Origin of the sequence: Xanthobacter albus, from assembly GCF_043194895.2 — a bacterium.
Classification (GTDB): Bacteria; Pseudomonadota; Alphaproteobacteria; order Rhizobiales; family Xanthobacteraceae; genus Xanthobacter.
In genome coordinates this window covers 571,846-589,656 of the sequence record NZ_CM195532.1, presented here as the reverse complement: position 1 = coordinate 589,656, position 17,811 = coordinate 571,846, and the positions used below count along the sequence as shown (strand labels likewise).

Below are 17,811 nucleotides of genomic sequence, written 5' to 3'. Positions count from 1 at the left end.
ATGTCTCCAGTGCTCCGGGCTTTTCAAAGGCTCAGAGGAGGAAGATCCACATAAGGACGAGCACGGCGGCGACCGTCGCGGTTGCCCATTTGGCGAGCGCCGTGAATAGAGCATATGAGCGCAGGTGCTCGGCAAAGTTATTGCCGTTGGCGGTGGCGTGCTCGATCGTCGCATGTTCCGCCATTTTTATTCTCCCTGAGCGCACAGCCTCTACGGGCTTTAACGGAGCCTCCGACATCTGGCAACCGCTGTCGGAAGCGTACTTCAGCGTACAATGGAGTAACGCTTTCCGCCAAGGCGCGATCGGCCTCGGAAGCGGCTTTTGGAAGCGATGTTCTTGTTTCGTTCGTGTCGCGGTGTTAGCTTTCGATTCATGAACCTCGATGCGCTCATCCCCTTCCTCCCGCCCGCCCCGCCTCCCGAGGCGGAGGGCGCGCCGCGCCGGCGTGGCACGCGGCGCGCGAAGGGAGGACAGGAGGCGGTATCGACCCCGCCGGGGGCGGTTCAGCCCAGGACGTCCGGAAAGGCCGGCGCGAAGCGTGTCGGCGGTCGCCTGGAGGAAGACCGGGCCGAGGCCGCGCGGATTTCCGCCGAGGCTGTCCGGCTCGCGACTGCCGACGATGGGGAGGGGCCGTCGCCGGCGCCGGCCGCGCCCTCCCTTCCCGCCAGCGCCGAGGTGCAGGTGGAGACGGAGCGGCGGCGGGGCCGGGGCGCGGTTTCCAACGCCGCCGGGCGATTCGAGCCGGCCGCGCGGGTGCGCTTCGACGATGGCTGGCAGCAGCTGGAGGATCTTCCGCCCTTCCGCACCGAGGTGACCGAGGAGCGCGCGCGCACCGTCATCACCCGCAACCAGTCGCCGGACATCGGCTTCGACCGCTCCATCAATCCCTATCGCGGCTGCGAGCATGGCTGCGTCTACTGCTTCGCGCGGCCCACCCATGCCTATCATGGCCTGTCGGCGGGGCTGGATTTCGAGACCAAGCTGTTCGTGAAGCCTGACGCGCCGGAGCTGCTGGCGCGGGAACTTTCACACCCCGGCTACCAGCCGCGCACCATCGCCATGGGCACCAACACCGATCCCTACCAGCCCATCGAGAGGCAATATCAGGTCACGCGCCGCATCCTGGAAGTGCTGCGCGACTTCGGCCATCCGGTGGCCATCGTCACCAAGTCAGGGCTGGTGGCGCGCGACATCGACATTCTCGCGCCCATGGCGGAGAAGGGGCTGGTGAAGGTGGCGGTGTCGCTCACCACGCTCGACCCGCACCTCTCGCGCATCATGGAGCCGCGCGCGGCCAGCCCGCAGCGCCGGCTCGGCACCATCCAGCGGCTGAGCGAGGCGGGCATCCCCACGGCGGTGATGACGGCGCCGCTCGTTCCCGCCCTCAACGACATGGAGCTGGAGCGCCTGCTCGACGCCGCCAAGGCCGCTGGCGCGCGGGAAGCCGGCTACGTGCTGCTGCGCCTGCCGCTGGAGGTGGCGGACCTGTTCCGCGAATGGCTGGTCACCCATTTCCCCGACAAGGCCCGCCACGTGCTGGCCCTGCTCCAGCAGATGCGCGGCGGGAAGGACTACGATTCGGCCTTCGGCGGCAGGATGCGCGGGGATGGGCCCTATGCCTGGACCCTCGGCCGCCGCTTCGAGATCGCCGCGCGCCGGCTCGGGCTCGGCGGGCGCGGCGCGAAGCTCTCCACCGCCCATTTCCGCCGGCCGAAGCCGATGGGCGAGCAGCTCTCCCTGTTCGATTGAGGATCCACATGTCGCCCGACGCTCCTTTCCGCCTGCATCTGGTGACCCTCGGCGTCGCTGATCTCGCCCGCGCCTGCGCCTTCTATGCGGCCATGGGGCTGGAGCGGCAGGACGCGGACGCCACGGGGGTAGCCTTCTTCCTCGCCGGCCATGTGGTGCTCAGCCTCTATCCGCGCGACAGGCTGGCGGAGGATGCCGCACTCGACGCGGGTGGGGAGCTTCCGGCCTTCCGGGGCCACACCCTGGCCTGCAACGTGGCCGAGGCGGAGGCGGTGGCCGGCGTGATCGCGCGGGCTGTGGCGGCGGGTGGCACGTGCGTGAAGCCTGCTCAGCCGGTATTCTGGGGCGGCACCAGTGGGTATTTCACCGATCCCGACGGCCACCTGTGGGAGGTGGCTCACAATCCCTTCTTCCCGTTCGACGAGGAAGGGCGGCTGACGGTGCCGCGTTGAACGCGATGCGGCCATTCCCTGGCGCGCAATTTGCTTGATGGGAAGTCGTGGGGCACTGCTCCGGTGCGCCTGCCGCTGTCCGGCTGGGTGTGTCCGGGTGCGGCGCCCGTCCCTTCAAGGCGCCAGCGGCGCCGGAACCGAGGCCGCGTGATGCCGCTCTATGGCTTTCATTGTCAGGATTGCAACACGGACGCCGAGCTGCTGGTCGGCTTCTCCGACACGCCGGTATGCCCGAAGTGCGGGGGCCAGAAGCTCGATCGCCTGATGTCGCGCATCGCTCCCGATGCGAAGCTGAAAGCCGCCGCCAAGATCTGGCGCAAGCAGGCGGAGCGCGAGGGGAACCTCAGCAATTTCAGCAAGGCCGAGCGCGGAACCTGACCCGCGTCGCCGGAGGCCGCCGGGCCGTCGCGCCTCTGGGGGGATAGGCCATCGGGGTAGAGCCATCGGCACAGGCGCGCCGTCCGCCACAGCGGCGCACTGCCCGGCTTCCGGCGTCGGGCGGGCATGGACGGCGGCCTCGTCTCCTTTTAGAAGGCGGGAACCCCGGTTCGCCGCCGCGTCGCGCCCGGCCGCCGGGATGGGCGTAGCGCGGAGGAGCGAAGTTGGCGCAGGACATGGTGCGGGACGAGCACCGCCGAAGCCTCGGTACCGCCGCGCTGCATGGCCTCGGCTTCCTCATTCTCACCGCACTGCTGACGGTGATGATCGTCGTGCAGCAACGCGCCGCGGGGGCCTATACGGCGGAGTTCTCCGCCACCGGCCCCGAGGAGGCCGGCCATGTGGTGACCAGCCTCATGGTGGCCGACTACATCGCGGCGGGGCTGCCGCCGCCGCTCGCCTTCATCGGCGACTACGGCCTGCACTTCCCGCGCGTGGTGCTCGGCCTCTCGCCGCCGCTGTTCTACCTGATCGAGGGCGTCTGGCTGACTTTGCTCGAGCCTTCGACCCCCGCCGTGCTGCTCCTGCCCGCCGTGTTGGCCGCCCTGCTGGTGGCGAGCGCGGGCTGGGCGGCGGCCCGGCGTTTCGGCCCCCTGCCGGGCGTGGCGGTCGGCGCGGTGCTCATGGCGCTGCCGCCGCTGCGGGAGGCGACCCTGGTGGTGGGGCTCGATCTGCCGCTGGCGCTGCTCATGCTGTGGGCAGGTCTCGCCTATGCCGCCTTCCTTGAGCGTCCCGACCTGCGCCGTGCCATGCTGTTCGGCGTGCTCGCGGCGGCGGCCGTTCTCACCAAGCTGACGGGCGTCGCCCTGCTGCTGCTGCCGGCGCTCGCGGTGCTGCTCACGGGGCGGTTCTTTCTTCTGCGGCGCGGCGCCTTCTGGCTGCCGCTGCTGCCCATCGTCGTGCTCGCCGGTCCATGGACCATCGGCACGCTCCCCATGGTGCAGGCGGCCGCGCAGGCGGCACCAGCGTCCCCCGCCTTCGGCACGCAGGCGCGGGACGCCGCGGATGGGCTGGGCGGGGTTCTGGCGCTGCTGGCGGCGGCGGGTGTGGTGCTCGTGAGCGTGGGGGCGTGGCGCCGCCGGGCGGGAGACCTGCTGCCGGCGGTACTGGCCGCCCTGGTGCTGGCCTTCGTGGCCGCCGTCCTCGTCCTCGCGCGCGGCTTCGGGCTGCCCCCGTCGGGCGCGGCGTCCTGGCTGCCGCTCTATGCGCCGCTGGTGATGCTGGCGGCGGCGGGTGGGCTGCGTCTCGTGGGGCTGGCGACCAGCGGCTGGCACACCCTCGCCGGCCTGCTGGTGGCGCTGGTGATGCTGCTGGCCGCCATGCCGGGGCTGATGACGGTGGTTGCGAAGCCGGCGCTGGGGCTGGACGCGGTGGCGCAGACCTTCCTGGCCGACACATCCCGCCCGCCGGCGCTGCTGGTGCTGGCGGGCCCGGACGGGGAAGGCGCGCTGGTGGCCGCGGTCGCCCAGCGCGACCGCGCGCTGCGCAGCTTCGTGGTGCCAGCGCGCGCGGCATTCACCGTGCCTGGGCCGGGGCCGGCGGCAGGAGCGCCGCTCTACGAAACCCCGGAGGAACTGATGATCGGCGTCGACCGGCTCGGCGTCGGCTATATCGCGGTCGCGGACGGGGGCGATGCCTGGTTGCGCGAGCGCTTGGAGGCGGCCATCGCCGCCCATTCGGAACGCTTCCGGAGCCTCGGCAGCTTTCCGCGGCCCGCCGGTGGGGGGGAGGCACGGTTGTTCGCTCTTCTCCCGCCGCCCGCGGCCGCGCCATAAGAGCGCCGCAGGAATGGCCGAAGGCGAGATTTTCCGCCCCCGCGGGTCCGCGCCGCAGCGCTTCGTCGGCCTCGCGCGATGGTCGGTGGCGGCCGTTCGCGGGCGGCCCCGGCCGCTGGCAACGCGGGCGGCAGCAGGAGAAGGCGCATGAGCGAGCAGCAACCGAAGACCGCGCGATCCGGGCGCCGCACCGCGCCGGAGCCGCTGGTGTTCGCCGGGCGGTTCGCGGGCGTGCCCGGCCTGCATTGGCTCAACCATGCGCGATACGCGGTGCTGGACCGCATCTACCGCACGCGGCGGGCGCCGGGGCAGGACGAGGTGGTGCGCCGGCTTCGGGAGCGGGACGCGGACACCCTCGCCATCACCATCGCCTACAATGTGCCGGAGGCGGTGGGGCTGCTGGCGGATTCCATGGCGCGCTTCCTGCCTGGAACTCCGCTTCTGGTGTGCGACAATTCCACCGAGCCGCAGGCGCGCGCGGCCCATGCCGCCCTGGCGGCGGAACGGGGCCTTGCCTATCTGTCGCTGCCGCCGGCGCCGTTCGTGCGCGTGCGCTCCGCGCGCTCCCACGCGGCGGCGGCCAACTGGGTGTTCCACAACATCGTCCGCCCCGTGCACCCGAGGGCCTTCGCCATGCTCGACCACGACCTGGTGGCGCTGGAGCCCATGGATCTCGCCGGCACCGTGGCGCGCCAGCCGGTCTATGGCGTGAAGCGCAAGAGCACGCGGGTGAAGGCGTGGTACCTGTGGCCGGGCTTCAGCGTGTTCCACGGCAGCCTCGCCGCTGCCGCGCTGGATTTCGGCCCCGACCGCCTGCTCGGCACCGATACCGGCGGCCGCAACTGGTACGCGCTCTATCGGGATTTCGATCCGCAGGCATTGGCATGGCCGAGGGCGCGCACCGTCTCGGTGCCGGAGGTGGACGGCGGCTGGAGCGAGCCGAAGATGCTGGTGGATGGCTGGCTGCACGTGGGCGGCGCCAGCTATCGCGGCGGCGTGAGCGCGCTCGACGCGGTGCGCCGCGCATTCGACGCGGACCCCGACGGCCTCATCGGCCGGCTGAAGGATGTGAAGCCGCGCGACTGACGCCAAAGGCCCGCCTGCTTTGTCCGCAGGCTGCGGTCATGGGCTTTGGGGCCTGCTGTCGCTGGCCCGTGGACGTGTCCGCGCGGTGCCCTGGTGCCGGCCGGGGCCGCAGGCATGAGGGGGCCGGAGCGCCGGAAACAAAAACGCCGCCGGGAGGCCGGCGGCGTGAAGAATGCGAGGGGCGGGGCTGTCCCGCCCCTCGGGGTCACTCGGCGGCGGTGGGGGCAGCGCCCTTCTTCACCTTGCCGTCGGCGCCGCGATCCTGGCGCTCGGCGATGCGGGCCGACTTGCCGCGGCGATCGCGCAGGTAATAGAGCTTGGCGCGGCGCACCTTGCCGCGGCGCACCACCTTGATGGAATCGATCAGCGGCGAATAGACCGGGAACACGCGCTCCACGCCCTCGCCGTAGGAAATCTTGCGGACGGTGAAGCTCTCGTTCAGGCCGCCGCCGGAGCGCGCGATCACGACGCCCTCATAGGCCTGCACGCGGGTGCGGTCGCCTTCGACCACCTTCACGTTCACGATCACCGTATCGCCCGGCTGGAATTCCGGGATCGCGCGCTTCTCGGCGAGCTTGGTTGCCTGCTCGGCTTCGAGCGTTTCAATGATGTTCATGTCACCAACCTCTAGCGGTCGCCTTTAAAAACGCGGGATGGCCCGCGCCTGCCCCGGCGCCGCATCGTGTCGTTGTCAGTTCAGGGGACGCGGCTCCATACATTGAAACGGGTGCGCTGTCATTCCCTTTCCTTCACCGGGCCGTCACACGCCGGTGGCGGTTCGCCCAGGAGATCCGGCCGGCGGGCGCGGGTGATGGCCACGGCCTCGGCGTGGCGCCAGCGCCGTATGCGGGCATGGTCGCCGCTCACCAGCACCTCGGGGATGGTCATGCCCTCGAACTCCTGGGGCCGCGTGTATTGCGGATATTCCAGGAGGTTGCCGGAGAAGCTCTCGTCCTCCCCGCTCTCCGTCTTGCCCATGACGCCGGGGATGAGCCGCACGCAGGCGTCGAGCAGCAGCAGCGCCGCCGCCTCGCCGCCGGAGAGCACGACATCTCCCACGCAGACCTCCTCCAGCCGGCGCGCCGCCACGATGCGCTCGTCCACGCCCTCGAACCGGCCGCAGAGGATGACGGCGCCCGGCCCGGCCGCCAGCTCGCGCACGCGCGCCTGGGTGAGGGGGCGGCCGCGGGGCGTCATCAGCAGGCGGGGCCGCGGGTCGTCGGGCGGTGCGGCGGCATCGATGGCGCGGGCGAGCACGTCGGCGCGCATCACCATGCCCGGGCCGCCGCCGGCCGGGGTGTCGTCCACGGAGCGGTGGCGGTCGAGGGCGAAATCACGGATCTGCAGCGCATCGAGGCTCCACAGCCCGCGCGCCAGGGCCTTGCCGGCGAGCGCGTGGCCGAGCGGGCCGGGGAACATTTCCGGGTAAAGGGTGAGGATGCTGGCGCGGAAGGTCATGGCGCGGCAGATCCCGGCGCGGTGGCTGTCATGCCCCGCTCATGGGCGAGTTGGGCGGCAAGGTCAAATGCGGCGCGGCCGCCGTCATGATGCCGTGCATTGTCATCCCAGGCGAACAGGGCTAGGTGTGGAGCATCCGCCATGATGCGGGATCAAGTGCTGCGGGGGCCTCCCTTGATCGAAGCTCCGTTCGGGTCACAGGGCGAGACCTGGTGCGAAAGTGATGGCGTGGTCTTGATCCGCATTCCTCCTTCTTCCCGTTCGCGCGCGCGCTGAAGGGCCGGACGCTCCGCCATGGCCACCAGCCTCACCCGCGACCGCACCCGAACCCTGCCTTTCGCAGCGGAAATCGGCGCCCTGGGCGTCGTCTTCGGAGATATCGGCACCAGTCCCCTCTACACCCTGAAGCAGGGCGTGCTCGCCGTGGGCGGCACCAATTTCATGGGCGAGGACGTGCTGGGCCTGCTCTCGCTCATCACCTGGAGCATCATCCTCTCCGTCACCGTGAAATACGTGATGCTGGTGCTGCGCGCCGACAATGACGGCGAAGGCGGCATCCTCGCGCTCGTGACCCTGCTCGACCTGCATCGCAGCGCGCTGGGCCTGCGGTGGTATCTGCTGGCGGCGGGCCTCATCGGCTCGGCCATGCTGATCGGCGACGGCGTCCTCACCCCCGCCATGTCGGTGCTCTCGGCCATCGAGGGGCTTCAGGTGATCGCGCCGGAGCTGGACCACTGGGTGGTGATGCTCACGGTGCTGGTGCTGCTCGCCATCTTCCTGTCCCAAAGGCTGGGCACCGAGCGCATCGCTTCGTTCTTCGGGCCGATCATGCTGCTGTGGTTCACCGCGCTCGCGGCCATGGGCGTGTACGGCATCGTGCAGGCGCCGCAGGTGCTCGCGGGGCTCGATCCGCGCCACGGCGTGCTGCTCATGCTGGATCATCCGGGGCTGGCGGGCGTCATCCTCGGCGCCTGCTTCCTGGCCATCACCGGCGGCGAGGCGCTCTATGCCGATCTCGGCCACTTCGGCCGCAGGGTCATCGCGCGGGCCTGGCTGTTTGTGGCCATGCCGGCGCTGCTGCTCAACTATTACGGCCAGGGCGCGATCCTGCTGGTGGACCCGAACGCGGTCCGCAACCCCTTCTACGATCTCTCGCCCGACGTGTTCGACGTGCCGCTGCTGTTCCTCGCGACGGCGGCGACGGTGATCGCCTCGCAGTCGATCATCACCGGCGTGTTCTCGCTGGCCAAGCAGGCCATCGAGCTCGGCTACCTGCCGCCCATGCGCATCCGCTACACCTCCGAGCACAACGAGCAGCACATCTATGTGGGCCGGCTCAACTGGCTGCTGATGATCGCCTGCATCGCGGTGGTGATCGGCTTCGGCGGCTCGGAGCGGCTGGCCTCGGCCTACGGCATCGCGGTGGCGTTCGCCATGGTGACCACCTCGGTGCTGTTCATCGCCCAGGTGCATCGCTCCTGGGGCTGGCCGGCGCCGGCGGTGTGGGTGATGGCGGTGCTGGTGCTGACGATGGACTTCTCCTTCGCCTCCGCCAACCTGACCAAGCTGCACGACGGCGGCTGGCTGCCGCTGACCATCGCCGGCGTCATCATCCTCGTCATGGTGAGCTGGAGGCGGGGGCTGGAGGCGGTGGTGTCCCAGCAGGTGCGCTTCACCGAACCGCTCGACGCCTTCATGGCCCGCAAGGACCGCTCCGGCGACGTGGACAGCCCGCGCACCGCCATCTTCCTCTCCCGCGCGGGCGCGATGACGCCAGTGGCGCTCTCGCGCATGGCGGAGCTGCTCAAGGTGCGGTTCGAGAAGGCGGTCATCGTCTCGGTGTGGATCGCCGCGCGGCCTCGCGTCTCGGTGGAGGACCGGGTGCGGGTGACCACGCTCAACGAGAATTTCGTGCGGGTGGACCTGCGCTTCGGCTACATGCAGCAGATCGACGTGCCCTCCGTGCTCGGCCCGGCCCTGAGCGCGCGCGGCATCGATCCCGATGCCGCCGTCTACGTGATCGGGCACGAGCGCATCATCCCGCCGGACGAGGTGGTGCGCCTGCGCGATATCGTGGCGCACGTGTTCGCCTTCCTCGCCCGCAATGCCGAGCGCTCCGTGGACCGCTTCGGCCTGCCGCGGGCGCGCACGGTGGAGATCGGATATCCCGTGAAGATGTGATGGCGCGGGGAGGAGCCCTGCCCGCAAGCTGACGCTTTTTGGTGTTTTGTGCGCGTCAGGTTCGGCAGGAAGCGCGGTGCGCCGCGCCGCACGGCGCCCTGAAAGAGGCGCCCTCGAAGCCGGGCGAGGAAGCGTTCAGTTGCCGGAAAGGCGTGCCGGTTGCGCGCTTCTACGGTCCAGGGGCGGGGGGATGGTGTCGGTATGGGTGTGAGATCGGGTCTTTCCAGGGTTTGGGCCTTCCTGCGCGACAAAGTCGGTCTTCATGGTCTCGGGCTGCTGCTGAGCCTGGCCGTCATCGCCTTCGCCGCGGTGGTGCTCTACCGGATGCTTCACGACCTGAAGTTGCATTCGGTGCTGAAGGCCCTCTCCCACAAGGACCCGCTGCATGTGGCCATCGCCTTCGTGCTGGTCGCCTGCGCCTATCTGACGCTGACCTTCTACGACTGGTTCGCCCTGCGGACCATCGGCAAGGATGGGGTGCCCTACCGGGTGGCGGCGCTGGCGGGTTTCTGCTCCTATTCCATCGGCCACAACGTGGGCTTCACCGTCTTCACCGGCGGCTCGGTGCGCTACCGCATCTATTCGGCCTGGGGCCTCGGCGCCATCGACGTGGCCAAGATCTGCTTCATCGCGGGCCTCACCTTCTGGCTCGGCAACCTCGCGGTGCTGGGGCTCGGCATCACCATCCATCCCGATGCCGCCACGGCGGTGGACCACCTGCCGCCGGCCATGAACCGCATGATCGGCATCGGCGCGCTGGTGCTGCTCGCCGTCTATGTGGCGTGGGTGTCGGCGGCGCCGCGCAACATCGGCCGCTCGTCGTGGTTCGTGACCCTGCCGGCGGGTCGCTCCACCCTGCTGCAGATGGGCATCGGCATCCTCGACCTCAGCCTGTGCGCGGCCGCCATGTACATGCTCATGCCGGCCTCGCCCTATATCGATCCGGTGTCGCTGGCGGTCATCTTCGTCACCGCCACCCTGCTGGGCTTCGCGAGCCACGCACCGGGCGGGCTTGGCGTGTTCGATGCCGCCCTCCTGGTGGCGCTCCCGCAGTTCGACAAGGGCGAGATGGTGGGCGCGCTGCTCATCTTCCGCCTCTTCTATTACATCGTGCCCTTCGCCTTCGCCCTCACTCTGCTGGGCATCCGCGAGGTCCGGCTCGGCACCTTCAGCTTCGGACGGCGCAAGGCATGCGCCGCGCCGGCAGGACAGGAAGAGGCGGGGGAGCTGCGCGATGAGCCCGAAGCTGCTGCGGCCGAGCCGGCGGATCGCATCCGGCGCGCGGCCCGGTAGCGGGCGTTCCGCTCGCTCCAACGCGCCCGTGCTTCAGAATTTGGGTACGCCGCCGGGGATCAGGCCGAGCTTGTCCTTGGGCATCTTCACCACCTTGACCCCCGGTGGCAGCGCGAACAGCGTCGGGTTCTGAGGGGCGCGGACCAGTTCGGTCGCCTCGTAAAGCATTTTCCGGCTGCCCTGGATCTCCACTTCCGCCCGCAGCGAGATGCCGTCCGGGGTGATGCACGCTTCCAGCGACACCGCCTTGCCCTTGAGTTCCGCCGGGGGGTCGATGCGCCACAGGTCGCAGGGCACTCCCGCCACCTCCGAGCGTCCGGTGCGGGTGCCGGTGCCGGTCACCGTGCCCACCACGTATTCGGGCAGCATGGACATTTCGAGCGCGACCTTCGGCATCTGCGGGCTCAGCATGACCATGCGGCGGGTGTCGAGCTCGATGAGGGCCACCATGGTGCCCGCGACGTCGGGCTTGCTCACTTCCGTCCGCATCCTGCGCTGGCTGTAGGCCATCTCGGCGAGGGCGCCATGCGGCAGCCGGGCCTTCAGGCTGAAGTCTCCGGCCGGTGCCGGCAGCGGATCGGCAAGCGCCGGCCCGAGCCCAAGCGCCAGCACGGCGGCGACCCTGCCGGAAGCCCGAAAGATACGCATCGCGCCCATGAGGCACTCCCTTCCTGGGCGGTGTCATAGCAGACCTGCACCTGCCGTCCGGTCACATCAGGGCGTGCGGCGTTCACATTGCGTCACCGACCCGCACAGGGGCGGTCCCGGCCGGCGGCCTCGCATGCGGGGGAAATCTGTCGTAATGCCTTCGTGTTGCGGGGCGATCTTCGCATTCTGAAACCGGACGGACGACTCTGTTCTCCACGGCCCGGCCCGCTCCCGCGCGGACTGAGCCTCGGGCCATCGCCGCGCCGGTACGGAAAAGGAAGGGCACGCCCACGCCGGCCGCGGCGCAAGGGGCCGCGAGGAGGCGAGGGGAGGAGCGATGAGCGTTCAGGACAGGGGCGCGGAGGCGCCTGGGGCCGCAGCCGCGCCGTCTTCCGCACGCCGCCGCCTCGCGCGGGCGTGGGCGGAAGGGCCGCGCCCGTGGCTTGTGCTGGCGGCGCTGGCGATGGGGGCGCTCGGCGTCGTCTTCGGCCTGCTCGATCCATTGCTGGGGTGTGCGCTGGCCGTGCTCGTGGGGGGCGCCGCGTTGTGGCCGGCCCCGCGGCGGGAGGCGCCGGCGGCGCCACCGCCCGCGCCCGGCCCCGCGCCTCGCCGTGAGGATGCCAAGGTGGAGGCCGTGGTGTGCGCTCTTCCGGAGCCGGCCTTGCTGCTGACGCCGGAGGGCGAGATCGTCACCGCCAACGCGCGGGTGGCCCTCGCCATCGGCCCGGCGCGGGTGGGTGACCCGCTGTCGTTCCTGGTGCGGGTGCCCGAGGTGCTCGACGCCGTGCGCGCCGCCGCCACCGACGGCCTGCCGCGCCGCGTGGAGTTCGCCGAGCGCGTGCCCCTCGACCGCTGGCTCGAGGCCCATGTGGTGCCCCTGCACCTCGACGTGGACACCTGGAGCCGCAGCGGTGCCTCTCCGGACGCCGTTCTGCTCACGTTCCGCGACCTCACCCAGCAGCGCCGGGTGGAGCAGATGCGGGCGGATTTCGTCGCCAATGCCAGCCACGAGCTGCGCACGCCGCTCGCCTCCCTTTCCGGCTTCATCGAGACCCTGCAGGGGCCGGCGCGCAACGATACCGCGGCCCGCGAGCGCTTCCTCGCCATCATGGCCGCCCAGGCGCGGCGGATGTCGCGGCTGATCGACGACCTGCTGTCGCTCTCGCGCATCGAGCTCAACGCCCATGTGCAGCCAGAGACCGAGGTGGAGCTCGACGCCATCGTCTCCCATGTCTGCGACACGCTGACCCCGCTTGCCGCCGAGCGCGGCGTGGAGCTGGATCTCGCACGGGTGACGCGGGGCGTGCGGGTGCGCGGCGACCGTGACGAGCTCATCCGCCTGTTCGAGAACCTGGTGGAGAACGCCTTGAAATATGGCGCGGATGGCAAGACGGTGCAGGTGACCCTGGGCCTTGAGCCGGGGCCGCGCGGGCCGGTGGCGGTGGCCTCGGTGCGCGACTTCGGGCCGGGCATCGCGCCCGAGCACCTGCCACGCCTCACCGAGCGCTTCTACCGGGTGGACGTTGCGGCAAGCCGGGACCAGGGCGGAACCGGGCTCGGGCTCGCGATCGTGAAGCACATCGTGGCCCGCCATCGGGGCCGTCTCGCCATCGAGAGCACCCTCGGCGCCGGCGCGAATTTCGCGGTCCGCCTGGATATTTCGCCGGATCAGAAAAAATAACGCTGAAGTTGCAGTTGTTTATTTCGTCATCCTTGTGTCATGGAGCGGTCATAGAAACTTGCTCCGCAGGGACTAGAAGTCCCCAGCCCAGTGTTGCGTCACGGCCGGGGCCATGGGCGCGCCATGCTTGCGCATCGGGGATGTGCTGCAAGGGGCGTGGATGGGTCGCCGGGGTCGTCGGGCAGCAATGACATTGGCAAGGAGAGAAATCGTGAAGCTCACCACTGCTCTCGGCGCTTTCGCCGTGACCGGCATGCTTTTCGCCGGCAGCGCTCAGGCCGTCGACTTTACCGGCGCGGGCGCCTCCTTCCCGGCTCCTGTGTACCAGGCCTGGGGCATGAAGTTTAAGGAGAAGACCGGCAACGCGCTGAACTATCAGTCCATTGGCTCCGGCGGCGGTCAGAACCAGATCATCAACCGCACCGTGGACTTCGGCGCCTCCGACGCCACCGTTCCTTCCGAGAAGCTCGCGGCCAACAAGCTGCTGCAGTTCCCGACCGTGATCGGCTCCGTGGTCGCCACCGTCAACCTCGACGGCGTCACCACCAACCAGCTCAAGCTGACGGGCCCGGTGCTCGCCGACATCTACCTCGGCAAGATCACCAAGTGGGACGACAAGGTGATCGCCGACCTCAACCCCGGCGTGAAGCTGCCGTCGCAGGCGATCGTGCCGGTGTACCGCTCCGACTCCTCGGGCACCACCGCCATCTTCACCTCCTACCTCTCGGCCGTGAGCCCCGACTGGAAGTCCAAGGTCGGCTCGGCCACCTCGGTTCAGTGGCCGGTGGGCGCTGGCGCCAAGGGCAACGAGGGCGTGACCGGCAACGTGAAGAACACCAAGGGTGGCATCGGCTACGTGGAGTTCATCTACGCCGCCGCCAACAACCTGGTGGTGACCCAGCTCCAGAACAAGGCCGGCAAGTTCGTGTCGCCTGAGACCAAGGCGTTCGAGGCTGCCGCCGCCGCCGCCGACTGGGACAACGCCACCGACTTCGCCGCGTCCATGATCGACGCCCCGGCCGAGGCCGCCTGGCCGATCGTCAGCCCCACCTACGTGCTGCTGCCGAAGGACCCCAAGAACGTCGACGCCTCGCGCGTGACCATGGAGTTCTTCAAGTGGGCCTACGGCAAGGAAGGTCGCGAGACCGCCGAGAAGCTCCACTACATCCCGCTGCCCGAGGCTGTCGTGAAGCGGGTCGAGGAAGCCTTCAAGAAGGAAATCCTCACCCCCGAAGGCAAGCCGGTCCTCTGATCCGGCTGTCCTGAGGCCGATCCGCCTTGTCCGCGCTCGTGCGCGGGCAAGGTTTCGGGTGAGGCGGCGGGCCCGTGCCGGACCCCGCCTCGCTTCCGCGACGGGCGCGCGCCCGTCCGCATCGCCCTCGACGCCTCGCCTCCGACACATGGCGCGATGGCGCGGGTTCCGGCGCACGGGATTTGGGGCACGAAATTTCACGCCGCCCGGCTCGATCGGCGCAGCGGTAGTCGCAACTCAAGGTCGCCCAGGGCGGCGCAGGGATGGGCATCAGATGGACGCGACGATGGATGGTTTGGGGACGGCACCGCTCGAACCCATCAGCAAGGCCAAGGGGACCGGCCGGATTTCCGATCCCATCTTCGTTGGCTTGCTCTGGGCCAGCGGCATCTTCGTCCTGGTGCTGCTCGGCCTGATCATCGCCGAGCTGTTCAAGGGCGGCCTGCCCGCGCTGCAGCACTTCGGCCTCGAGTTCATCTGGACCGCCAGCTGGAATCCGGTGACCGAGAACTACGGCGCGCTGGTGATGATCTACGGCACGCTGTTCAGCGCCGTGATCGCCGTCGTGGTCGCCCTGCCGCTGTCGTTCGGCATCGCCTTCTTCCTCACGGAGATCGCGCCGCAGCCGCTGAAGCGCCCCATCGGCGTGGCGGTGCAGTTGCTGGCCGCGGTGCCCTCCATCATCTACGGCATGTGGGGCTTCTTCGTCATCGTGCCGCTCATTGCCGCCTATGTGCAGCCCCCGCTCATCTCCGTGTTCGGCGACCTGCCGGTCATCGGCCTGCTGTTCCAGGGCCCGCCGCTGGGCTCGGGCATGCTCACCGCAGGCCTCATCCTCGCGGTGATGATCCTGCCCTTCATCACGGCCATGTTCGTGGAGACGCTGGAGTCGGTGCCGGCGATGCTGAAGGAGTCGGCCTACGGCGTCGGCGGCACCACCTATGAGGTCTACAAGAACGTCTCGGTGCCCTACGGCAAGACGGCCATGGTGGGTGCCATCATGCTCGGCCTCGGCCGCGCGCTCGGCGAGACCATGGCGGTCACCTTCGTGATCGGCAACGCCACGCGCCTCTCCGCCTCCCTGTTCGCGCCGGGCGCGACCATCGCCTCCACCATCGCCAACGAGTTCCCGGAAGCGCCGCTCGGCTCCCTGAAGCTGACCTCGCTGCTGCAGCTCGGCTTCATCCTGTTCGTCATCTCCTTCATCGTGCTGGCACTGTCCCGGGCGCTCGTTCGCTCGCGGATGGACTGATCCGGGGGACCAGCCATGGCATCGCTCGCCGCCCGCCGCGCCAAGGACAACATCGTGAAAGCGGTGTCCGTGGGTTTCGCGGCCTTCGCTCTCTTCCTCCTCGCGTGGATCCTGTGGACCCTGCTCGCCCGCGGCCTGCCGGCGCTCAGCTTCTCGGTCTTCACCAACGTCACGGCTCCTCCCGGAGCGAATGGCGGTCTCGCCAACGCCATCGCGGGCTCGCTGATCCAGGTGGGCATCGCCATGCTCATCGGCGCGCCCATCGGCATCTTCGCGGGCACCTTCCTCGCGGAGAACGGCAGGGGCACCAGGATCGCCTCGGCGACCCGGTTCGTGAACGACATCCTGCTCTCGGCGCCGTCCATCCTGGTCGGCCTGTTTATCTATACCCTGCTGGTGGTGCCGCTCGGCGGCTTCTCCGGCTGGGCCGGCGCGCTCGCTCTCGCCATCCTGGTGATCCCGGTGGTGGTGCGCACCACCGAGGACATGTTGAACCTGGTGCCGGTGGGTCTGCGCGAGGCGGCCTTCGCCCTCGGCGCGCCGCAGTGGAAGGTGGTGATGTTCGTGACTTGGCGCGCCGCGCGCGCGGGCATCGTCACCGGCCTGCTGCTCTCCATCGCCCGCGCGGCGGGCGAGACGGCGCCGCTGCTGTTCACCTCGCTCGGCAACAATGCCTGGTCGCTCGATCTCTCGAAGCCCATGGCCAGCCTGCCGGTCGCGATCTATCAGTATGCCGGAAGTCCGTTCGATGACTGGGTCGCACTTGCCTGGGCCGGTGCGCTGCTCATCACCGTCGGCGTGCTCGTGCTGAACGTGGCGTCGCGTCTGGTTCTGGCCCGCGGCAATTGACATCGCCGCCCGGCGCGAATGCGCCGGGCTGCCCGAGATCCAAGCCCGGCAGCTCCGGGCATGTAAATTCCAGTGAGGCTCAGATGACGTCTGCGGTCGATCCCACCCTCAGCATCGCCACCTCGGTCGCGGCCCGGCCCGACGCGCCGCCCGCTCCCGCGAAGCTCAAGGTCGACAACCTTCAGTTCTATTACGGCCAGAGCCACGCGCTGAAGGGCATCAATTTCGAGATCCCCGAGAAGCGGGTGACCGCCATGATCGGCCCCTCGGGCTGTGGCAAGTCCACGCTGCTGCGTGTGTTCAACCGGATGTACGACCTCTACCCCGGCCAGCGCGCCGAGGGGCAGGTGCTGTTCGACGGCGTGAACATCATCGGCAAGGAGCTCGACTCCACCGTGGTGCGCAGCCGCATCGGCATGGTGTTCCAGAAGCCGACGCCCTTCCCCATGTCCATCTATGACAACATCGCCTTCGGCGTGCGCCTGCACGAGCGGCTGAACAAGTCGCAGATGGACGAGCGCGTGGAATGGTGCCTGCGCAAGGCGGCCATCTGGGACGAGACCAAGGACCGCCTGAACACGTCCGCGCTCGGCATGTCCGGTGGCCAGCAGCAGCGCCTGTGCATCGCCCGCACCATCGCCGTGCGTCCGGAGGTGATCCTGCTCGACGAGCCCACCTCGGCGCTGGACCCCATCTCGACCTCGAAGATCGAGGACCTGATCGACGAGCTGAAGCGCGACTTCACCATCGTCATCGTGACCCATAACATGCAGCAGGCCGCGCGTTGCGCCGACATCACCGCCTTCTTCTACCTGGGCGAGCTGATCGAGGTGGCGCCTTCGGACGTGATCTTCACGAACCCGAAGGAGATCAAGACGCGTGATTACATCACCGGCCGCTTCGGCTGAGGAAAACAGGATGGCGCAGATGCCCGAGCATACCGTGACCTCCTTCGACGTCGAGCTCAAAGAGATCGGACGCAAGGTGGTGGAGATGGGCGGCCAGGCGGAACGCCTGGTGGCCGACAGCATGACCGCGCTCATCAAGCGCGACATTGCCATCGCGCAGAAGGTCGTCTCGCTCGACGCGGGCGTGGACCAGGTGCAGCGTGACATCGAGGACAAGGCGGTGCTCGTCATCGCCAAGCGCCAGCCGGTGGCCAGCGACCTGCGCGAGATCGTGGCGGCCATCCGCATCGCCAACGACCTCGAGCGCATCGGCGACCTCGCCAAGAACGTCGGCAAGCGGGTGATCGCCATCGAGGGCGAGTACCATCCGCAGAAGCTGGTGCGCGGCGTGGAGCACATGTCCGACCTGGTGCTCGAGCAGCTCAAGGAGGTGCTCGACGCCTACGCCGGCCGCAACGAGGCCAAGGCGCTGGACGTGTGGGGCCGCGACGACGCCATCGACACCATGTACACCTCGCTGTTCCGCGAGCTGCTCACCTACATGATGGAAGATCCGCGCAACATCTCCGTGTGCACGCATCTTCTCTTCTGCGCGAAGAACATCGAGCGCATGGGCGACCACGCGACCAACATCGCGGAAGTCGTCTACTACATGGTGACCGGACAGGTGCTGCCGGAGAGCCGCCCGAAGGCGGATGCCTCCAGCGACACCACGGTCGCCTTCCCCGGCCAGACCAAGCAGGCCTGATGCCGGATGCCCTGCCCGCCGCTCAGGCGGGCAGCGGCCG

At 69.4% G+C, this 17,811-nt stretch carries 17 protein-coding genes; 13 read left to right on the top strand and 4 right to left on the bottom strand.

What is annotated here, in order from left to right; translation table 11 throughout:
* Positions 1-31: 31 nt before the first annotated feature.
* Entirely contained in the window at positions 32-184 is a 153-nt protein-coding gene (locus V5F75_RS02665) for an aa3-type cytochrome c oxidase subunit IV (protein ID WP_393988695.1), read from the bottom strand.
* Positions 185-373: 189 nt separating this feature from the next.
* On the opposite strand from V5F75_RS02665, the gene V5F75_RS02660 reads away from it, so the two are divergent.
* The 5 genes from V5F75_RS02660 to V5F75_RS02640 all read left to right on the top strand — a co-directional run bounded on the left by V5F75_RS02660 (position 374) and on the right by V5F75_RS02640 (position 5,501).
* Positions 374-1,750, top strand: a complete 1,377-nt coding sequence (locus V5F75_RS02660) for a PA0069 family radical SAM protein (RefSeq protein ID WP_394032971.1) — start codon at positions 374-376, stop codon at positions 1,748-1,750.
* A gap of 8 nt (positions 1,751-1,758) precedes the next feature.
* Positions 1,759-2,202 carry a VOC family protein gene (locus V5F75_RS02655; RefSeq protein ID WP_394032970.1) on the top strand — a complete coding sequence of 148 codons (444 nt, stop codon included), beginning with the start codon at positions 1,759-1,761 and terminating at the stop codon, positions 2,200-2,202.
* 150 nt (positions 2,203-2,352) lie between these two features.
* On the top strand, positions 2,353-2,580 hold the full coding sequence (locus tag V5F75_RS02650; protein ID WP_394032969.1) for an FmdB family zinc ribbon protein: 228 nt from the start codon (positions 2,353-2,355) through the stop codon (positions 2,578-2,580).
* Positions 2,581-2,804: 224 nt separating this feature from the next.
* Positions 2,805-4,415 carry a glycosyltransferase family 39 protein gene (locus V5F75_RS02645; protein ID WP_394032968.1) on the top strand — a complete coding sequence of 537 codons (1,611 nt, stop codon included), beginning with the start codon at positions 2,805-2,807 and terminating at the stop codon, positions 4,413-4,415.
* A gap of 147 nt (positions 4,416-4,562) precedes the next feature.
* A complete protein-coding gene (locus V5F75_RS02640) occupies positions 4,563-5,501 on the top strand; it encodes a hypothetical protein (protein WP_394032967.1) in 939 nt (312 codons plus the stop codon).
* A gap of 205 nt (positions 5,502-5,706) precedes the next feature.
* Here V5F75_RS02640 and rplS read toward each other — a convergent pair whose 3' ends face one another.
* Positions 5,707-6,117, bottom strand: a complete 411-nt coding sequence (gene rplS / locus V5F75_RS02635) for a 50S ribosomal protein L19 (RefSeq protein ID WP_394032966.1) — start codon at positions 6,115-6,117, stop codon at positions 5,707-5,709.
* A 119-nt stretch (positions 6,118-6,236) separates the two neighbouring features.
* Complete coding sequence (gene trmD / locus V5F75_RS02630; RefSeq protein WP_394032965.1) at positions 6,237-6,959, bottom strand: tRNA (guanosine(37)-N1)-methyltransferase TrmD; 723 nt, start codon at positions 6,957-6,959, stop codon at positions 6,237-6,239.
* Between the two features lie 294 nt (positions 6,960-7,253).
* On the opposite strand from trmD, the gene V5F75_RS02625 reads away from it, so the two are divergent.
* The gene (locus V5F75_RS02625) at positions 7,254-9,140 is read left to right on the top strand and encodes a potassium transporter Kup (RefSeq protein WP_394032964.1); all 1,887 of its coding nucleotides are present in this window, start codon (positions 7,254-7,256) and stop codon (positions 9,138-9,140) included.
* Positions 9,141-9,341: 201 nt separating this feature from the next.
* Positions 9,342-10,433 (top strand): putative bifunctional lysylphosphatidylglycerol flippase/synthetase, encoded by a 1,092-nt coding sequence (locus V5F75_RS02620; protein ID WP_394032963.1) that lies wholly within the window; start codon positions 9,342-9,344, stop codon positions 10,431-10,433.
* A gap of 33 nt (positions 10,434-10,466) precedes the next feature.
* On the opposite strand, the gene V5F75_RS02615 is transcribed toward V5F75_RS02620, so the two are convergent.
* Entirely contained in the window at positions 10,467-11,090 is a 624-nt protein-coding gene (locus V5F75_RS02615; RefSeq protein ID WP_394032962.1) for a hypothetical protein, read from the bottom strand.
* Positions 11,091-11,418: 328 nt separating this feature from the next.
* On the opposite strand from V5F75_RS02615, the gene V5F75_RS02610 reads away from it, so the two are divergent.
* The 6 genes from V5F75_RS02610 (at position 11,419) to phoU (ending at position 17,771) form a co-directional block, all read left to right on the top strand.
* Entirely contained in the window at positions 11,419-12,762 is a 1,344-nt protein-coding gene (locus tag V5F75_RS02610; RefSeq protein WP_394032961.1) for an ATP-binding protein, read from the top strand.
* Positions 12,763-12,973: 211 nt separating this feature from the next.
* Positions 12,974-14,014 (top strand): phosphate ABC transporter substrate-binding protein PstS, encoded by a 1,041-nt coding sequence (pstS, locus tag V5F75_RS02605; RefSeq protein ID WP_394032960.1) that lies wholly within the window; start codon positions 12,974-12,976, stop codon positions 14,012-14,014.
* Between the two features lie 274 nt (positions 14,015-14,288).
* The gene (pstC, locus tag V5F75_RS02600; protein ID WP_394032959.1) at positions 14,289-15,266 is read left to right on the top strand and encodes a phosphate ABC transporter permease subunit PstC; all 978 of its coding nucleotides are present in this window, start codon (positions 14,289-14,291) and stop codon (positions 15,264-15,266) included.
* A 15-nt stretch (positions 15,267-15,281) separates the two neighbouring features.
* Positions 15,282-16,115: a phosphate ABC transporter permease PstA gene (gene pstA / locus V5F75_RS02595; protein ID WP_394032958.1), complete on the top strand. Its 834-nt coding sequence runs from the start codon at positions 15,282-15,284 to the stop codon at positions 16,113-16,115.
* Between the two features lie 83 nt (positions 16,116-16,198).
* Entirely contained in the window at positions 16,199-17,023 is an 825-nt protein-coding gene (pstB, locus tag V5F75_RS02590) for a phosphate ABC transporter ATP-binding protein PstB (protein WP_393988707.1), read from the top strand.
* A 19-nt stretch (positions 17,024-17,042) separates the two neighbouring features.
* Positions 17,043-17,771, top strand: coding sequence for a phosphate signaling complex protein PhoU (phoU, locus tag V5F75_RS02585; RefSeq protein WP_394032957.1), 729 nt, complete (start codon positions 17,043-17,045; stop codon positions 17,769-17,771).
* The last annotated feature ends 40 nt before the right edge of the window (positions 17,772-17,811 follow it).

Coding starts and splice junctions, on each gene's coding strand:
- V5F75_RS02665 (WP_393988695.1), bottom strand. CDS start 184: ATGGCGGAACATGCGACGATCGAGCACGCCACCGCCAACGGCAATAAC.
- V5F75_RS02660 (WP_394032971.1), top strand. CDS start 374: ATGAACCTCGATGCGCTCATCCCCTTCCTCCCGCCCGCCCCGCCTCCC.
- V5F75_RS02655 (WP_394032970.1), top strand. CDS start 1,759: ATGTCGCCCGACGCTCCTTTCCGCCTGCATCTGGTGACCCTCGGCGTC.
- V5F75_RS02650 (WP_394032969.1), top strand. CDS start 2,353: ATGCCGCTCTATGGCTTTCATTGTCAGGATTGCAACACGGACGCCGAG.
- V5F75_RS02640 (WP_394032967.1), top strand. CDS start 4,563: ATGAGCGAGCAGCAACCGAAGACCGCGCGATCCGGGCGCCGCACCGCG.
- rplS (WP_394032966.1), bottom strand. CDS start 6,117: ATGAACATCATTGAAACGCTCGAAGCCGAGCAGGCAACCAAGCTCGCC.
- trmD (WP_394032965.1), bottom strand. CDS start 6,959: ATGACCTTCCGCGCCAGCATCCTCACCCTTTACCCGGAAATGTTCCCC.
- V5F75_RS02625 (WP_394032964.1), top strand. CDS start 7,254: ATGGCCACCAGCCTCACCCGCGACCGCACCCGAACCCTGCCTTTCGCA.
- V5F75_RS02620 (WP_394032963.1), top strand. CDS start 9,342: ATGGGTGTGAGATCGGGTCTTTCCAGGGTTTGGGCCTTCCTGCGCGAC.
- V5F75_RS02615 (WP_394032962.1), bottom strand. CDS start 11,090: ATGGGCGCGATGCGTATCTTTCGGGCTTCCGGCAGGGTCGCCGCCGTG.
- V5F75_RS02610 (WP_394032961.1), top strand. CDS start 11,419: ATGAGCGTTCAGGACAGGGGCGCGGAGGCGCCTGGGGCCGCAGCCGCG.
- pstC (WP_394032959.1), top strand. CDS start 14,289: ATGGACGCGACGATGGATGGTTTGGGGACGGCACCGCTCGAACCCATC.
- pstA (WP_394032958.1), top strand. CDS start 15,282: ATGGCATCGCTCGCCGCCCGCCGCGCCAAGGACAACATCGTGAAAGCG.
- pstB (WP_393988707.1), top strand. CDS start 16,199: ATGACGTCTGCGGTCGATCCCACCCTCAGCATCGCCACCTCGGTCGCG.
- phoU (WP_394032957.1), top strand. CDS start 17,043: ATGCCCGAGCATACCGTGACCTCCTTCGACGTCGAGCTCAAAGAGATC.